General features: G+C 56.6%; 15 protein-coding genes and 1 pseudogene. 10 read left to right on the forward strand and 6 right to left on the reverse strand.

The features are described 5' to 3' along the window. Positions 1-15: 15 nt before the first annotated feature. A complete protein-coding gene (gene dsdX, locus DSD31_RS00115; protein WP_015585470.1) occupies positions 16-1,353 on the reverse strand; it encodes a D-serine transporter DsdX in 1,338 nt (445 codons plus the stop codon). Between the two features lie 225 nt (positions 1,354-1,578). Here dsdX and dsdC point away from each other — a divergent pair, with 225 nt between their 5' ends. After that, positions 1,579-2,505 carry a DNA-binding transcriptional regulator DsdC gene (dsdC, locus tag DSD31_RS00120; RefSeq protein ID WP_015585471.1) on the forward strand — a complete coding sequence of 309 codons (927 nt, stop codon included), beginning with the start codon at positions 1,579-1,581 and terminating at the stop codon, positions 2,503-2,505. A gap of 66 nt (positions 2,506-2,571) precedes the next feature. Here dsdC and emrD read toward each other — a convergent pair whose 3' ends face one another. The 4 genes and pseudogenes from emrD to tisB all read right to left on the reverse strand — a co-directional run. Continuing rightward, a complete protein-coding gene (gene emrD / locus DSD31_RS00125; RefSeq protein ID WP_004869124.1) occupies positions 2,572-3,756 on the reverse strand; it encodes a multidrug efflux MFS transporter EmrD in 1,185 nt (394 codons plus the stop codon). 175 nt (positions 3,757-3,931) lie between these two features. Continuing rightward, positions 3,932-4,765: a DMT family transporter gene (locus DSD31_RS00130; protein ID WP_004869121.1), complete on the reverse strand. Its 834-nt coding sequence runs from the start codon at positions 4,763-4,765 to the stop codon at positions 3,932-3,934. A 69-nt stretch (positions 4,766-4,834) separates the two neighbouring features. Further along, complete coding sequence (locus DSD31_RS00135; RefSeq protein WP_113990772.1) at positions 4,835-5,281, reverse strand: GNAT family N-acetyltransferase; 447 nt, start codon at positions 5,279-5,281, stop codon at positions 4,835-4,837. Positions 5,282-5,371: 90 nt separating this feature from the next. Next, positions 5,372-5,486: pseudogene (gene tisB / locus DSD31_RS00140) on the reverse strand (type I toxin-antitoxin system toxin TisB); the annotation flags it as partial. A 549-nt stretch (positions 5,487-6,035) separates the two neighbouring features. On the opposite strand from tisB, the gene ivbL reads away from it, so the two are divergent. The 3 genes from ivbL (at position 6,036) to ilvN (ending at position 8,215) form a co-directional block, all read left to right on the forward strand. Then, complete coding sequence (gene ivbL, locus DSD31_RS00145) at positions 6,036-6,131, forward strand: ilvB operon leader peptide IvbL (RefSeq protein ID WP_004869113.1); 96 nt, start codon at positions 6,036-6,038, stop codon at positions 6,129-6,131. Between the two features lie 101 nt (positions 6,132-6,232). Then, positions 6,233-7,921, forward strand: coding sequence for an acetolactate synthase large subunit (gene ilvB, locus DSD31_RS00150; protein ID WP_004869111.1), 1,689 nt, complete (start codon positions 6,233-6,235; stop codon positions 7,919-7,921). A 3-nt stretch (positions 7,922-7,924) separates the two neighbouring features. Further along, positions 7,925-8,215, forward strand: coding sequence for an acetolactate synthase small subunit (gene ilvN, locus DSD31_RS00155; RefSeq protein WP_004869110.1), 291 nt, complete (start codon positions 7,925-7,927; stop codon positions 8,213-8,215). Between the two features lie 148 nt (positions 8,216-8,363). Here the strand turns inward: ilvN and DSD31_RS00165 are convergent, their stop codons facing one another. Then, positions 8,364-9,155 carry a DeoR family transcriptional regulator gene (locus tag DSD31_RS00165; RefSeq protein ID WP_004869108.1) on the reverse strand — a complete coding sequence of 264 codons (792 nt, stop codon included), beginning with the start codon at positions 9,153-9,155 and terminating at the stop codon, positions 8,364-8,366. A gap of 336 nt (positions 9,156-9,491) precedes the next feature. Between DSD31_RS00165 and rbsK the strand changes: the two genes are divergently transcribed. The 6 genes from rbsK to uhpC all read left to right on the forward strand — a co-directional run bounded on the left by rbsK (position 9,492) and on the right by uhpC (position 16,294). Beyond that, positions 9,492-10,412 (forward strand): ribokinase, encoded by a 921-nt coding sequence (gene rbsK / locus DSD31_RS00170; RefSeq protein WP_004869105.1) that lies wholly within the window; start codon positions 9,492-9,494, stop codon positions 10,410-10,412. A gap of 27 nt (positions 10,413-10,439) precedes the next feature. Then, a complete protein-coding gene (fucP, locus tag DSD31_RS00175; protein WP_113990773.1) occupies positions 10,440-11,756 on the forward strand; it encodes an L-fucose:H+ symporter permease in 1,317 nt (438 codons plus the stop codon). Between the two features lie 11 nt (positions 11,757-11,767). After that, entirely contained in the window at positions 11,768-12,781 is a 1,014-nt protein-coding gene (locus DSD31_RS00180; protein ID WP_004869102.1) for an aldose 1-epimerase family protein, read from the forward strand. Between the two features lie 82 nt (positions 12,782-12,863). Then, positions 12,864-13,457 carry a transcriptional regulator UhpA gene (uhpA, locus tag DSD31_RS00185; RefSeq protein WP_004869100.1) on the forward strand — a complete coding sequence of 198 codons (594 nt, stop codon included), beginning with the start codon at positions 12,864-12,866 and terminating at the stop codon, positions 13,455-13,457. A gap of 17 nt (positions 13,458-13,474) precedes the next feature. Continuing rightward, positions 13,475-14,956, forward strand: a complete 1,482-nt coding sequence (uhpB, locus tag DSD31_RS00190; RefSeq protein WP_162098188.1) for a signal transduction histidine-protein kinase/phosphatase UhpB — start codon at positions 13,475-13,477, stop codon at positions 14,954-14,956. 9 nt (positions 14,957-14,965) lie between these two features. Continuing rightward, on the forward strand, positions 14,966-16,294 hold the full coding sequence (uhpC, locus tag DSD31_RS00195; RefSeq protein WP_004869097.1) for an MFS transporter: 1,329 nt from the start codon (positions 14,966-14,968) through the stop codon (positions 16,292-16,294). The last annotated feature ends 31 nt before the right edge of the window (positions 16,295-16,325 follow it).

Raw genomic sequence — 16,325 nt, forward strand, 5'->3', positions numbered from 1 at the left:
TACGTCTCTTTGCGCTCAGATGATGAAAGAAAGCAGGAACGTGCAGGCTAGTGCAAGTAAGGATGCGATAAATGTTGCCGTTGTATAGTATTTGAACGTCTCACTCAGGCTCGCACCGCAGTATTGTTTAACCAGCCAGAACAGGGAATCGGTAACGATCGTGCAGCCAATTGCGCCGGAACCAATGGCAATGGCGATGATCTCCGGACTGACGCCAGGGTAGAGCGGCAGCATCGGCGCAACGATGGCCGTGGCCCCCATCATGGCAACGGTGGCAGAACCCACCGCCGCGTGCAGAATCAGTGCCACCAGCCAGGCCAGCAGAATCGGGTGCATATGCAGACCGGAGAGAATAACCGCCAGCGAATCAGCCAGGCCGCTGGTTTTCAGGACCGCGTTGAACGCGCCGCCTGCGCCGATAATCAGCAGGATATTGGCAATAGAACCAAAGCCCTTTTCGGTATGGGTCAGCAGCGTGGCCATGCCCATATTCTGACGGATGCCGAGGACGTAGTAGGCCACGAAGACGGCGATAAACATGGCGGTAATCGGATTACCGATAAACTCCAGCAGCATATACAGCGTGCCGGTTTTGGCCATATTCAGCTCGGCGATGGTCTTCACCAGCATCAGAGCGATCGGCAGCAAAATGGTCAACAGCGTGGCGCCGAGCGACGGCAGCGTCTCTTCTTGACGAACTTCCAGATTGGCAAACTCGGCAGGAACCGCTTTGAACGGCAGGCGGTTGCCCAGCAGCTTCAGGAACAGCGGGCCGCCAACCAGCGAGGCCATCAACCCAACCAGTAAACCGTAGACAATCACGGTACCGATATCGGCACCCAGCTTATTGGCGACGAACAGCGCAGCCGGGTGCGGCGGTACGACGCAGTGTACGGCCATTAACGCGGTACACAGTGGAATCGCCAGCTTCAGCAGGGAGGTGTGGGTCTTTTTGGCAATCGAAAAGGCCAGCGGAATCAGCAGTACCACGCCAACTTCGACAAACAGCGTAATCCCGCAAATCAGGCCAACCAGCACCATGATCACATCGACCGACAGCCAGCGGCAGCGCTGAAGCGTCAGGCCGATACGTTCGGCGGCGCCTGAGATCTCCATCATTTTGCCAAGAATGGTGCCGAGGCCGATCACCGCCGCCAGGAAACCGAGGGTTCCACCGATCCCATTTTCAATGGCGTTGACCATGTCCAGCGGGCTCATCCCCATCATAGCGCCGACGAAGAAACTGGCTAACAGCAGCGCCAGAAAGGGGTGAAATTTCAGTTTTACGATAGTCAAAACAATCAACACAATGCTGATTAGTAACGTGCTCACAACCCAAATCTGAGATTCCATACCCCACCTCGCCCGTGAATAAGATGGGGTTATTGAACAGAAAAACGACACCGGCTGACAAACGATATAAATGGCGCTTAAGGTGAATTAGATTGAATCAAAATGGTGATTAAAGTCTAAAAATGGCTTTTATTTGCGTTATGAGTCACTTTTTTTCATCTTTAAACCCATACACAGCGACCATTTTTCTTACAATCAGCGGTAAAAAATCAGGGGAACCGAACGATGGATGTCGCTAAAGAGATAGGTAACCGGCTGCTCAACGGCTGGCAGCTGTCAAAGCTGTATACCTTTGAGGTCGCCGCACGGCATGAATCTTTCGCATTGGCGGCGGAAGAGCTGTCGCTGACCCCCAGCGCCGTGAGCCACCGGATGAATCAGCTGGAGGAAGAGCTGGGTATTCAGCTTTTTGTGCGCTCTCATCGGAAAGTGGAGTTAACCCATGAGGGGCGGCGGGTGTTCTGGGCGCTGAAATCCTCGCTGGACAGCCTGAACCAGGAGATTCTGGATATCAAAAACCAGGAGCTGTCAGGTACGCTGACCGTCTACTCACGCCCGTCGATCGCCCAGTGCTGGCTGGTACCGGCGCTCGGGGACTTTACTCGCCGCTATCCGTCGATATCGCTTACTGTCCTCACCGGCAACGATAACGTGAATATGCAGCGAGCGGGTATCGATCTGGCGCTCTATTTCGACGATCTGCCTTCATCGCAATTAACCCACCATTATCTGATGGATGAAGCAATCGTACCGGTTTGCACGGCGGACTATGCCCGGCAGCATCAGCTCCAGCAACATCCCGACAATCTGCAACATTGCACCCTGCTGCACGATCGTCAGGCCTGGAGCAATGATTCTGGCACCGACGAATGGTTTAGCTGGGCGCAGCACTTTGGGGTTAACTTGCCGCAATCGTCGGGTATTGGCTTCGATCGTTCAGATTTGGCGGTGATTGCTGCCATGAACCATGTTGGCGTGGCGATGGGGCGTAAGCGGCTGGTTCAAAAGCGTCTGGCGAGCGGAGAGCTGATTGCGCCCTTTGGCGAGATGACGCTGAAATGCCACCAGCACTATTATGTGACCACGTTAGCGGGGCGGCAGTGGCCGAAAATAGACGCGTTTATTCACTGGCTACAAAGCCTGGCGCAATGATTTTCCCCGGACGCGAAGCGGACGCCTGAATCAGGCGCAGGCCGCTATCCGGGGAAATTGCGGCGCTTAAACCGGCTGCTGGTGGCGGCTGAAGCGTGAAGCCAGCGGTAGCCAGCACAGTAGAATCAGCAGTCCCATTAGCATCATCAATAGCCCCAGGCTGCTTTGACCGGTCTGCGGCATCATCGCCGAGAGCCAGGCCAGGACGCCGGAGCCGATATTTTGCAGGCCGCCCACCAGCGCGCCTGCCGTCCCGGCGAGGAACGGGAAGGGTTCCATCGCGCCGCTGGTCGCCAGCGGGAATAGCATGCCGGCGCCGAAGAAAAACAGCGCTGCAGGCACCAGCAGCGTCCAGACGGTCATGATGCCCATCAGGCCAGGGATCCACATCATAATGCCCGCCAGCAGACAACAAATCACCGATTGCCACATCAGGGTCGGGAAACGTTTATGCGGGCGTCCGGCAAACCAGGCACCGAAAAAAGCCGCCGGGATGGGCAGAATAAACAGAATACTCACCGCCATGCTGCTTAAGCCCAGCACGGCGCCCATCAGCACGCCGGAACAGGCTTCGAACACGGCGATTCCGGCGAGACCGCCAATCAGCATCAGCAGATAGCAGTTGAACGCGGTATTGCCGAAAAGCGTTTTGTAACTGGTCGCCAGTCGGGAGCGCGGTGCGCCAGCAGGACGGGTTTCAGGCATCCAGCGCGCCATGCTAAAGGTCACGCCCGCGCACAAAATCAACAGGAAAGCGTAGCAGGCACGCCAGCTCCACAGCGTATTGAGGATACCGCCAATCAGCGGTGCCAGCAGCGGGCTGACCAAAATACCCATATTTAACAGGCTGTTGGCATGTCTGAGCTGGGCACCTTCATACAGATCGCGCGGCAGCGTGCGCGCCATTACACCGCCGACGCCGGTTCCCATACCCTGGATGGCGCTGGCGATAATCAGCACCGTCAGGCTGTGAGTGGTGATAGCAACCAGCGTCGCCAGCATAAAGATAGACATCCCGATGAGGATCACCGGACGTCTTCCTACGCGGTCAGACAGCGGGCCATAAAAGAGCTGAGAGACGCCATAGGTCAGCAAATAGGCCGCCATTACGCTCTGCACGGCCCCTTCGCGGGCGTTCAGCGAGATAGCCATGTCGGCGATCGCCGGGATATAAATGGTCTGCGCCATCTGGCCAACGGCCACCAGCAGTACCAGCATCAACAACAAAGTGAAGTTCTTATGCCGTTTCATGTCGATGAATACTTCGTGAGTATAGGTAAATGAAGAATATGTGACTGGCACATCCCTTAAATTCTGGAGGAATCTACCACATAAAAATGACAGTACAACTATATGACGATGATTGAGGAGGGATTTCAGGCAGGTTTTGTAAACAATAATCGGCAACAAATGTTGCCATTCTGCACTAGGAGAGGCGCAGCAGAATAGCGCCCGCCGCAATGCCGCAGGCGGCGACGATTCGCAGGGCGATAAGCTTCTCTTTGAGCAGCGCAAACGCGATGACGGCGCCGAATAAAATCGAGGTTTCTCGCAGCGCGGCCACCACGGCCAGCGGTGCCTGGGTCATCGCCCACAGCGCCAGGCCGTACGATCCCATGGTACTCAGGCCGCCGATGGCGCCTTTTTTCCAGTGCTGACGTAGATAGCGGCTGGCTTCCTGGCGTCGATAGACCATAGACCAGCTCAGCAGGCAGCAGCCGTTCATAAAAAAGGACCATAGCGTGTAGCCCAGCGCCGTATCCGATAACCGCACGCCGGTACCATCAAGCAACGTATAGCCGGCGATAAAACAGGCGTTGATCAGTGCGAGGGTGATGCCGTAGCCGGAGCTGGCCCGGCCGTTGCAGGCCATGGCGAGGATCGCCAGACAGATTACGCCAATTCCCGTCCATGCCAGCGGCGACAGCGCGTCGCCGAGGAACGCGACGCTAATCACCGCCACCAGCAGCGGCGCGGTGCCGCGCATCAGTGGATAGGTCTGGCTCATGTCGGAGACCTGGTAGGTTTTGGCGACCAGAACGGTGTAGACCACCTGCAATGCGCTGGAAAGTACCAGATACGGCACGCTGGCCAGGGAGGGCTGCGGCGCGAAAGGCAAGGCCGCGAGGGCGATAAGCGCGGCAGAGCCGCTCACGCCAATTGCCGCGTACAGCTTATCTCCACTTGCTTTGACGATAGCATTCCAGCTGGCATGCAGCAGAGCGGCGAACAGCAGAACGCAGAAAACGGTTATCGTCATGACAGGGGTGCGGGTGAGTGGCCGGGTCCTGGAACTGTAACACGGGCGTTTTCACCCGGCCAGCCGCGCTTAAAGCGAACAGAACAGGCGATGAGTGACCCGCGGCTCATCATAAACCGGGCGAAATCCAAGCGATTCATAAAACGGCCACGCCGACGGCGGCGCATGAGTGTTGAGAAAATCAAACCAGGTGCCGGAGTGGGTGATGACGGCCACCAGCAGCTGCTGGCCAATTTTCCGCCGACGAAAGGCGTTGCTGATGTATAAATGGCGGATGCGTCCGGTTCGCAGCTGCGGGCTGAAGGGGTCAACATTCAGCCCGCAAACTCCCACCAGCTGACCGCCGACAAAGGCGCCCAGCAGTTTTTCACCTGGCGCACTGAAGCGGTTTTTCCCGCTTTGCCAGTTCTCCGCCAGGCGGCGCAGCATATTGAAATGTTGGGCGAGGCTTTCACTGCGCAAAGCAAGAAACCCGGGGTCGTCGGGCGTGGTGGCGGCAATCAACAGCGGTGGCATGATTTTCTCCAGCAAGTCAGCATAAGGTTAATGGGAACCGCCTGTAGAGGGGCGGTTTCCCGCCCCTCTCAGGTGCGACTTGAACCTGAATCAGCGCAGCTGTTTCAGGACAGCATCAAGCAGTTGCAACACGGCAACCATGAGTTTCAGGATAAGAACAACAATATCCACGGCACCCATACGCGTCTCCTCTGGTACAGGAGCACGACCGGCTGGCGTACCTTTCCGCCGCCTGTTGCCAGCCAGGGTATACGCCGTCTGCCGGGACACGTTACCGTGACCAGAAGACATTAGCGTATTTGTTGACGTAACACAGTGTGCTCTCTCGGGGTTAAGGCGCTGACGGCACCACCCGTTTCAGCCAGGACTTTATTGCGCCGGTGATACATGCGGCCCCGAATGACACAACGTGAACGTTTTCAGTATAAACAAATACTGTATATATAAACAGTATTTTCTCGACAAAATTGCGCTCGCCATCCATACTCTACTTTGGCAAAAACCGGGGTGAAAATTGCGTGAACGTCTGCGCGCGCGTATACTTTCAGCGTTGACGTAATACAGTGTACTTGCGGTTACCAGCCGTAAACATACTGAGAAAAACCTCGCTCCGGCGGGGTTTTTTGTTTTTTTCGACCGGTTAGAAATTGTGATCCTTCACACAAATCCTCGTGGATGAAAATAAATCCGTTGTTTAATGGCGGCGGCTGTGTTTGTATAAATTCAGTTAAATTTTCGACACAACAGGTCCCTAATGAACGCTTCCATTCTGACTTCGACTCTACTAAAAACCGCGCCTGCCGCGGTGGTCGTCGTGCGTGTGGTGGTCGTCGTCGGCAATGCGCCGTAGGGTCCGGAACAACACGATTCCAAACCCCGCCGGCGCAAACCGAGCGGGGTTTTTTTTCGACACTCGCCCGGTAAGTCGGCTCAAAATAAAAGGACTGGAGCATGGCAAGTTCGGGCACAACATCAGAAAAAATGCGCTTTACCGGCGCACAGTTAGTTATTCATTTACTGGAACGCCAGGGGATTACGACCGTTGCAGGCATCCCGGGCGGCTCTATCCTTCCCATCTATGACGCATTAAGCCAAAGCACGCAGATTCGCCACGTTCTGGCGCGTCACGAACAGGGTGCGGGCTTTATCGCTCAGGGGATGGCGCGTACTGAGGGCAAACCGGCGGTCTGTATGGCCTGTAGCGGCCCGGGCGCCACCAACCTGATCACCGCCATCGCCGATGCGCGTCTGGACTCGATTCCGTTGGTGTGCATTACCGGCCAGGTTCCAGCATCGATGATTGGGACCGATGCGTTCCAGGAAGTCGACACCTACGGTATCTCTATCCCCATCACCAAACATAACTACCTGGTCCGCGATATTGCTGAACTGCCGCAGGTGATGAGCGACGCCTTTCGCATCGCCCAGTCCGGCCGCCCGGGTCCGGTGTGGATAGATATTCCTAAGGATGTGCAGACGGCGACCATCGAGCTGGAGGTGTTACCGGAGCCGGGGGCGCGCACCGCACCGCCGACATTTGACAGCGCCAGCGTCCACGACGCGGCAGCCATGATCAATGCGGCTAAGCGCCCGGTACTTTATCTGGGCGGCGGCGTGATTAACGCGCCTGAGCAGGTGCGTGCGCTGGCGGAAAAAGCGAACCTGCCTACCACGATGACCCTGATGGCGCTGGGGATGCTGCCGAAGGCGCATCCGCTGTCGCTGGGCATGCTGGGCATGCACGGCGCGCGTAGCACTAACTTTATTCTGCAAGAAGCGGATTTACTGATTGTTTTAGGTGCGCGTTTTGATGACCGGGCGATTGGTAAAACCGAGCAGTTCTGCCCGAACGCGAAAATTATTCACGTCGATATCGACCGTTCCGAACTGGGTAAAATCAAGCAGCCGCACGTGGCGATTCAAGGGGATGTGGCTGACGTTCTGGCGCAGCTGACGCCGCAGGTCGCCGCCCAGCCGCGCGACGAGTGGCGCCAGCTGGTGGCGGACCTGCAGCGTGAGTTTCCTTCCCCGATTCCGCAGGAGAGCGACCCGCTCACGCATTATGGCCTGATCAACGCCGTTGCCGCCTGCGTTAACGATGAAGCGATCGTCACCACTGACGTCGGTCAACATCAGATGTGGGTTGCGCAGGCTTATCCGCTGAATCGCCCGCGCCAATGGCTGACTTCCGGTGGGCTGGGAACCATGGGATTCGGTCTGCCGGCAGCGGTCGGTGCGGCGCTGGCGAATCCACAGCGCAAAGTCATCTGCTTCTCCGGCGACGGCAGCCTGATGATGAACATTCAGGAGATGGCCACCGCGGCTGAAAACCAGCTGGATGTGAAAATCATCCTGATGAATAACGAAGCGCTGGGGCTGGTCTATCAGCAACAGAGCCTGTTCTATCAGCAGGGGGTATTTGCTGCGACCTATCCCGGAATGATTAATTTTATGCAAATTGCCGCCGGCTTTGGTCTGCAAACCTGCGATTTAAATCACGAAGCCGACCCGCAGGCAGCGCTGCAGGCGATCATCGATCGTCCCGGTCCGGCGCTGATTCATGTGCGTATTGATGCGGAAGAAAAAGTGTATCCGATGGTTCCGCCGGGAGCGGCAAATACAGAAATGGTGGGGGAATAAACCATGCAACAGCAGACTCATGACAACGTTATTCTGGAACTCACCGTCCGCAACCATCCGGGAGTGATGACCCACGTCTGTGGCCTGTTTGCCCGCCGCGCGTTCAACGTGGAAGGTATTCTCTGTTTACCGATTCAGAACAGCAACCACAGCCGCATCTGGCTCCTGGTGAATGATGACCAGCGGCTGGGGCAGATGATCAGTCAGATTGAAAAACTGGAGGACGTAGAGAAGGTGGCGCGTAACCAGTCCGATCCTTCCATGTTTAATAAAATTGCCGTCTTCTTTGAGTAAGAGCCTGGCCCGGCAGGCTATTTTATGTGCCACTCTGGCCCTGGGCAGTGCGCCAAATCATCACGTACTGCGTGTACGCTCTGGTTTTTCCGCGCTGTCCGTGTCCAGACTGGCTGCAACAATCTACGTCTGGTGGGATGGCGCTAAGTTATTCGCTTTCGGAGTCCGGCGTGATGACTTTTACCGACCCGTTCCGGCAGTGCGTGGCATAGTCTGCCGGTAACGGACGATCGCTGATCAGCACATCAAATGCCGGCAGCGGCGCAATACTGGCAGGCGCAACATCGTCGAACAGCGCGTAGCGCGCGAGCAGGATTTTTCGCAGGCCGCGATCCATCGCTTTACGTTTCGTGGCGAGGTCGTCGGGGTTAAACCAGCTGACGCCAAAATGTTCGTGAACGCCGCTGGCGGAGATAAACACTTTCCGCGGATTGAGTGAATCCAGCGCCGAGGGGTTGCCGGTATCGTAGAAGGCATCGCTCTTCGCCCGATAGGTGCCGCCGCATAAGATGGCGGTGGCGTTGGGCTTTTCATTTAAGGCCATAAACACCCGATGTGAATAGCAAATGCCGGTAAAGGTAATGTCATCGGGGATCATATTGATGACCAGCGGCATTTCGCTGCCGTTATCAAAAAAGACCAGGTCGTTTTCGCTGACCAGGCCGGCGGCGAGGATGGCAATGGGCAGATCGTCGCGATGATGGGCCGGTTTTGTCGCCAGCGCTGGCGTAACGGAAGGCGATGAGGGTTTGTTGACCATCACCACGTAGCCGCCTAGCAGCGTGAGCGGCAGCGGTTCGTCGTTTTCCTGGCTGAGATCCCGGCGAATCGTCATCACAGAGACTTCCAGCATACGCGCGGCGTCTTTAAGATGGATTCGGTCGGTTTTCTTCAGCAGTTCCATCAGACGACGTATACGTTCTTTTTGCTTGGTCTCCATTCACACTCTCCGCAATTCATTTGGCAAATGTTCCTTTGGTAACATTTTTGTCCCTGCTGAAACATTATGCATTCACATTACTATACTGCGGCCCCTTGCGAATTAAAAGTCCGTTCGATCTCGTTTTTGTCAAAATAATCTGTTTATTTTCAGTTTGTTATATTGTGTTTTTTGGTTTTTATTTTTCTTCCTCTCTCGATTGCCCACATTTTTCTGGATGATAAATAAACACGGAATGATACTGCAATCGCGATCATGGTCACAAATGGTACTAAAGTAACATGATAATGTTACGATAATATCATTGTTGTGTGATTGTTTCTGAGAGGTAGTAAAATGGATATCGCGGTTATTGGCTCCAACATGGTGGATCTCATCACCTACACCAACCAGATGCCGAAAGAGGGGGAAACCCTTGAGGCGCCGGCGTTCAAAATTGGCTGCGGCGGAAAAGGGGCCAACCAGGCCGTTGCGGCCGCGAAGCTCAATTCGAAAGTGCTGATGTTGACCAAGGTAGGGGATGACATCTTTGCGGATAACACGATTCGCAATCTTGAGTCCTGGGGCATCAATACCACCTATGTTGAGAAAGTCCCCTGCACCAGCAGCGGCGTGGCGCCGATCTTTGTGAATGCCAACTCCAGCAACAGCATTCTTATTATTAAAGGCGCCAACAAGTTCCTCTCTCCTGAAGATATCGATCGCGCCGCCGAGGATTTAAAAAAATGCCAGCTGATTGTTTTACAGCTTGAGGTTCAGCTGGAAACGGTATACCACGCTATCGAATTTGGTAAAAAGCACGGCATTGAAGTGTTATTAAATCCGGCGCCGGCTCTGCGCGAATTAGATATGTCTTATGCCTGTAAATGTGATTTCTTTGTTCCCAATGAGACCGAGCTGGAAATATTAACCGGCCTGCCTGTTGATACTTACGATAATATTCGTGCCGCCGCCCGGAGCCTCGTTGAAAAAGGTCTCAATAATATTATTGTGACCATGGGTGAGAAAGGCGCGCTGTGGATGACGCGCACTCAGGAAGTGCATGTCCCGGCATTTAAAGTCAGCGCGGTAGATACCAGCGGCGCAGGCGATGCCTTTATCGGTTGCTTTGCTCACTATTACGTCCAGAGCGGAGATGTTGAATCCGCCATGAAAAAAGCCGCTCTCTTTGCCGCCTTCAGCGTCACCGGCAAAGGCACGCAATCGTCTTATCCCAGTATCGAGCAGTTTAATGAATATCTGTCGTTAAACGAATAATCACCCTGCACTGTAAAAGGTAGCACTATGAACGATAAAAACATCATTCAGATGCCTGACGGCTATCTGAACAAAACGCCTTTGTTCCAGTTTATTTTGTTATCCTGCTTATTCCCGTTATGGGGATGTGCTGCGGCCTTAAATGATATTTTAATTACGCAGTTTAAAAGCGTATTTGCATTAAGTAACTTTGCCTCCGCGTTGGTCCAGAGCGCATTTTATGGCGGTTATTTTTTAATTGCGATTCCGGCGTCGTTAGTGATTAAAAACACCAGCTATAAGGTCGCTATTCTCACGGGGCTGACGCTTTATATCGTCGGCTGTACGCTCTTTTTCCCGGCTTCGCACATGGCAACCTACACCATGTTCCTGGCCGCGATTTTCGCGATCGCCATCGGCCTGAGCTTTCTCGAGACGGCAGCGAACACCTACAGTTCGATGATCGGCCCGAAAAGCCATGCCACGCTGCGCCTGAACATCAGCCAGACCTTTTATCCGATTGGCGCGGCAGCCGGTATTTTGCTGGGTAAATATCTGGTCTTTTCCGATGGCGAAAGTCTGGAAAAACAGATGGCCGGGATGAATGCCGAGCAGATTCATAATTTTAAAGTTCTGATGCTGGAAAACACCCTTGAGCCTTACAAGTACATGATCATGGTACTGGTGGTGGTTATGGTGCTGTTCCTGCTGACGCGCTTCCCGACCTGTAAAGTTGCGCAGACGGCGAACCATAAACGCCCGTCGGCAGCCGACACGCTGCGCTACCTGGCCACCAACGCACGTTTTCGTCGCGGGATTGCCGCCCAGTTCCTGTATGTCGGTATGCAGGTCACCGTCTGGTCGTTCACCATTCGCCTTGCGCTGGAACTGGGTGATATCAACGAGCGCGATGCCTCAACGTTTATGGTCTACAGCTTTGCCTGCTTCTTTATTGGCAAGTTTATCGCCAACATTTTAATGACCCGCTTCACGCCGGAAAAAGTGCTGATTCTCTACTCGGTTATCGGCGCACTGTTCCTTGCGTACGTGGCGCTGGCGCCGAGCTTTAGCGCGGTCTACGTGGCGGTGCTGGTGAGCGTGCTGTTCGGGCCGTGCTGGGCAACCATCTATGCCGGTACGCTTGATACGGTGGATAACGAACATACTGAAATGGCCGGTGCGGTGATTGTGATGGCGATTATTGGTGCCGCCGTCGTCCCAGCGATTCAGGGCTTCGTGGCGGATATGTTCCACTCGCTGCAGGTCTCTTTCCTGGTACCGATGCTGTGCTTCGTCTACGTCGGCGTCTATTTCTGGCGTGAATGCAAAGTCCGCCGTGCGCTGACTGAAGCGACGGCATCCTGAGGAGAACGATCATGACGACACGCTTACCTTTATGGCGCCAGCTCTTTAGCGAGCAACCGCGCACGCTGCTGGCGAATGATGACTTCACGGTAACGGCTTTTCGCTATGCCAGCGGCGTAGAGGGGCTGCGGGTGGAAAATGCGCGCGGCTATCTGGTGATTTTGCCATGGCTTGGGCAAATGATCTGGGATGCCGAGTTTGACGGCCACGATCTGACCATGCGTAATATGTTCAGCGAACCGAAGCCGGCAGCGGAGGTGGTGGCCACCTATGGCTGTTTTGCTTTCCACTCAGGACTGTTGGCGAACGGCTGTCCGTCGCCGCAGGATACCCACCCGCTGCATGGTGAAATGGCCTGCGCGGCCATGGATGAAGCCTGGCTTGAACTGGAGGCCGACTGCCTGCGCGTGGCGGGGCGCTACGAATATGTGATGGGCTTTGGTCATCACTATGAGGCGCGGCCGACGGTGGCCTTACGGCGAGCCAGCGCGCTGTTTGATATCCAGATGACGGTGACCAATCTTGCCTCTGTCGCCATGCCGCTGCAGTACATGTGCCATATGAACTATGCCTACGTAGCCCAGGCGACCTTCAGCCAGAATATCCCGGATGAAGCGCTCTCGCTGCGCGAGTCGGTACCGGCCCATGTACAGCCGACGGAATCGTGGCTGGCGTTCAATCAGCGTCTCCTGCAAGGCGAGGCCTCGCTGACCACGTTATGTGAGCCGCAATATTACGATCCGGAAATCGTCTTTTTTGCCGATAAGCTGGATCGCTACACCGACAGCCCGGAATTTCGCATGATAGCGCCGGATGGCACCACGTTTGTCACGCGGTTCTCCAGCACTGAGTTCAATTATGTTACCCGCTGGATCCTCTATAACGGCGATCAGCAGGTTGCCGCCTTCGCGCTGCCCGCCACCTGTCGGCCCGAGGGATTCCTCGCGGCTCAGCGTAATGGCAGTCTGATTTCGCTGGCGCCGCAGCAAACCCGGAGCTTCACGGTGACCACCGGTATCGCCTGAGGCGGATAATCCTGCGCAAGGCTTGAACAACAACGTGCTTATCGTTAAGGTAAGCGCGTTTTTTAACCCGCCAGGACACGTCATGACCACCATTGCCCTTATCGACGATCATCTTATCGTCCGCTCCGGATTTGCGCAGCTGCTGGGGCTGGAAGCCGATTTCCAGGTGGTTGCCGAATTCGGTTCCGCCCGCGAAGCCTTGACGGGACTCCCCGGGCGCGGCGTACAGGTCTGTATTTGTGATATCTCGATGCCGGATATGTCAGGACTTGAGCTGCTCAGTCAGCTGCCGAAAGGCATGGCGACCATCATGCTCTCTGTTCACGACAGCCCAGCGCTGGTGGAACAGGCGTTGAATGCCGGCGCCCGCGGTTTTCTCTCCAAACGCTGTAGCCCGGATGAGCTGATCGCCGCGGTCAGAACGGTGGCGGCCGGCGGCTGTTACCTGACGCCGGATATCGCCATGAAGCTGGCGGCAGGCCGCCAGGATCCGCTCACCCGCCGCGAACGGCAGGTGGCGGAAAAGCTGGCGCAGGGGATGGCGGTAAAAGAGATCGCCGCCGAGCTGGCATTATCGCCAAAAACCGTACATGTGCATCGCGCGAATCTGCTGGAAAAGCTGGGCGTCAGCAACGATGTTGAGCTGGCGCGGCGTATGTTCGATAGCTGGCAATGAGACCGTTCCTCTCCCGGCTGCTTTCGGTGGCCGGCTGCTTCTGTATTTTCTCCGCCGCGTGGTTCTGCCTGTGGAGCATCAGCCTGCACCTGGTCGAACGACCGGATCTTGCCGTCCTGCTGTTCCCTTTTGGCCTGCGGCTGGGTTTGATGCTTCAGTGTCCGCGCGGCTACTGGCCGGTGTTACTGGGCGCTGAATGGCTGCTGATCTTCTGGCTGGCGCAGGAAGTGGCGCTGGCGCATCCGATAATATTGATGATCGGTAGTGTGCTGGCGCTGCTGCCGGTGGCGCTCATTTCACGCTATCGTCACCAGCGCGACTGGCTCACATTGCTGCGTCAGGGCGGGGCGCTGATTGCCGCCGCGCTGCTGCAATCGCTGCCGTGGATGAGCGAAGGGAGCGACGGACTGAACGCGCTGCTGCTGACGTTAACCGGCGGCCTGACGCTGGCCCCGACCTGCCTGGTTATCTGGCACTATCTCACCAGCACCGTCTGGCGACCGCTGGGGCCATCGCTGGTTTCACAGCCGATCAACTGGCGAGGGCGGCATCTTATCTGGTATCTGCTGCTGTTTACCGTCAGCCTCTGGCTACAGCTGGGACTGCCCGCCGAACTCTCGCGTTTCACCCCTTTCTGCCTGGCGCTGCCGATTATCGCTTTAGCCTGGCATTACGGCTGGCAGGGGGCGCTGATCGCCGCGCTAATGAACGCTATCGCGTTAATCGCCAGCCAGACCTGGCACGATCATCCGGTGGATTTGCTGCTCTCACTGCTGGCGCAGAGCCTGACCGGGCTGCTGTTGGGCGCCGGTATTCAGCGTCTGCGCGAGCTGAACCAGTCGCTGCAAAGCGAACTGGCGCGCAACCGGCGGTTGGCGGAGCGGCTGCTGGAAACGGAAGAGAGCGTGCGCCGGGACGTCGCGCGCGAACTGCATGATGACATCGGCCAGACGATCACCGCGATTCGCACCCAGGCCGGGATTGTGCAGCGTCTGGCGCCGGAAAACGGCGGCGTGAAACAGAGCGGCCAGCTTATTGAGCAGCTCTCGCTGGGGGTTTACGACTCGGTTCGTCGGCTGCTGGGTCGTCTGCGCCCGCGTCAGCTCGACGATCTGACCCTTGAACAGGCGGTACGTTCGCTGATGCGCGAAATGGAGCTGGAAGATCGCGGGATAGTCAGCCATCTCGACTGGCGCATTGATGAGGCCGCCTTAAGCGAAAACCAGCGCGTGACGCTGTTTCGCGTCTGCCAGGAAGGGCTGAATAACATCGTTAAGCATGCCAGCGCCAGCGCGGTGACGCTGCAGGGCTGGCAGCAGGGTCAGCGGTTGATGCTGGTACTTGAAGATGATGGCTGCGGGCTGCCGCCGGGTACCGGGCAGCAGGGCTTTGGCCTGACCGGCATGCGCGAACGTGTAACGGCGCTGGGCGGCACGCTCACTATCTCCTGCACGCACGGCACCCGGGTCTGCGTCAGCCTGCCGCGCCGTTATGTCTGAGGAGTTATGATGCTGAGCTTTCTGAAATCCCCGCCCGATGCGGCGCCGGTTGCCGATAAACAGGCGCTGGATGAACGCTACCGCTACTGGCGGCGTCATATTCTGATGACCATCTGGCTGGGCTATGCCCTGTTTTATTTCACGCGCAAAAGCTTTAACGCCGCGGTACCGGAAATTCTCGCCAGCAACGTCCTGACCCGCAGCGATATTGGCCTGCTGGCGACGCTGTTTTACATCACCTACGGGCTGTCGAAGTTTTTCTCCGGTATCGTCAGCGACCGTTCCAACGCCCGTTATTTTATGGGGCTGGGCCTTATCGCCACCGGCGTGGTCAATATTCTGTTTGGTTTCTCCACCTCGCTATGGGCGTTCGCTCTGCTGTGGGCGCTGAACGCCTTTTTCCAGGGCTGGGGGTCGCCGGTGTGCGCCCGTCTGCTGACGGCCTGGTATTCGCGAACCGAGCGCGGCGGCTGGTGGGCATTGTGGAATACCGCGCATAACGTCGGCGGGGCGCTGATTCCGATGGTGGTCGGCGCGGCGGCGCTACACTACGGCTGGCGTACCGGGATGATGATTGCCGGGATGCTGGCGATTCTCGCCGGGTTGTTCCTCTGCTGGCGACTGCGCGACCGGCCGCAGGTCGTGGGGCTGCCGGCGGTGGGGGACTGGCGGCATGACGAGCTGGAGATTGCCCAGCAGCAGGAAGGGGCGGGGCTGACGCGCAAAGAGATCCTCACCAAATACGTGCTGCTGAATCCCTATATCTGGCTGCTGTCGCTGTGCTACGTACTGGTATACGTGGTGCGGGCGGCGATTAACGACTGGGGCAACCTGTATATGTCGGAGACGCTGGGCGTCGACCTGGTGACCGCTAATTCGGCGGTGACGATGTTCGAGCTGGGCGGTTTTATTGGCGCGCTGGTCGCAGGCTGGGGATCGGATAAGCTGTTTAACGGCAACCGTGGACCGATGAACCTGATTTTCGCCGCCGGCATTTTGCTCTCGGTCGGCGGTTTGTGGCTGATGCCTTTTGCCAGCTATGTGATGCAGGCGGCCTGCTTCTTTACCACCGGTTTCTTTGTGTTTGGCCCTCAGATGCTGATTGGCATGGCGGCGGCGGAGTGTTCCCACAAAGAAGCGGCGGGCGCGGCAACCGGGTTTGTCGGACTGTTTGCCTATCTCGGGGCATCGCTTTCCGGCTGGCCGCTGGCGCAGGTAATGGAAATCTGGCACTGGAGCGGCTTTTTCGTGGCGATTGCTATTGCTGCCGGCATTTCTGCGCTGCTGCTGCTGCCGTTTTTAAACGCTCAGGCGCCAAGAACCGCCAGCGAAGCGTGACCTGCCTCTCCTTTTTACCCCGAGTGGGGCA

The organism is Klebsiella sp. X13, assembly GCF_003323835.1.
Lineage (GTDB): Bacteria > Pseudomonadota > Gammaproteobacteria > Enterobacterales > Enterobacteriaceae > Klebsiella > Klebsiella ornithinolytica.

What these genes read in the sequence shown, in the direction of transcription:
- dsdX (WP_015585470.1), bottom strand. Translation starts at nt 1,353, where the DNA reads ATGGAATCTCAGATTTGGGTTGTGAGCACGTTACTAATCAGCATTGTG.
- dsdC (WP_015585471.1), top strand. Translation starts at nt 1,579, where the DNA reads ATGGATGTCGCTAAAGAGATAGGTAACCGGCTGCTCAACGGCTGGCAG.
- emrD (WP_004869124.1), bottom strand. Translation starts at nt 3,756, where the DNA reads ATGAAACGGCATAAGAACTTCACTTTGTTGTTGATGCTGGTACTGCTG.
- DSD31_RS00130 (WP_004869121.1), bottom strand. Translation starts at nt 4,765, where the DNA reads ATGACGATAACCGTTTTCTGCGTTCTGCTGTTCGCCGCTCTGCTGCAT.
- DSD31_RS00135 (WP_113990772.1), bottom strand. Translation starts at nt 5,281, where the DNA reads ATGCCACCGCTGTTGATTGCCGCCACCACGCCCGACGACCCCGGGTTT.
- ivbL (WP_004869113.1), top strand. Translation starts at nt 6,036, where the DNA reads ATGAACGCTTCCATTCTGACTTCGACTCTACTAAAAACCGCGCCTGCC.
- ilvB (WP_004869111.1), top strand. Translation starts at nt 6,233, where the DNA reads ATGGCAAGTTCGGGCACAACATCAGAAAAAATGCGCTTTACCGGCGCA.
- ilvN (WP_004869110.1), top strand. Translation starts at nt 7,925, where the DNA reads ATGCAACAGCAGACTCATGACAACGTTATTCTGGAACTCACCGTCCGC.
- DSD31_RS00165 (WP_004869108.1), bottom strand. Translation starts at nt 9,155, where the DNA reads ATGGAGACCAAGCAAAAAGAACGTATACGTCGTCTGATGGAACTGCTG.
- rbsK (WP_004869105.1), top strand. Translation starts at nt 9,492, where the DNA reads ATGGATATCGCGGTTATTGGCTCCAACATGGTGGATCTCATCACCTAC.
- fucP (WP_113990773.1), top strand. Translation starts at nt 10,440, where the DNA reads ATGAACGATAAAAACATCATTCAGATGCCTGACGGCTATCTGAACAAA.
- DSD31_RS00180 (WP_004869102.1), top strand. Translation starts at nt 11,768, where the DNA reads ATGACGACACGCTTACCTTTATGGCGCCAGCTCTTTAGCGAGCAACCG.
- uhpA (WP_004869100.1), top strand. Translation starts at nt 12,864, where the DNA reads ATGACCACCATTGCCCTTATCGACGATCATCTTATCGTCCGCTCCGGA.
- uhpC (WP_004869097.1), top strand. Translation starts at nt 14,966, where the DNA reads ATGCTGAGCTTTCTGAAATCCCCGCCCGATGCGGCGCCGGTTGCCGAT.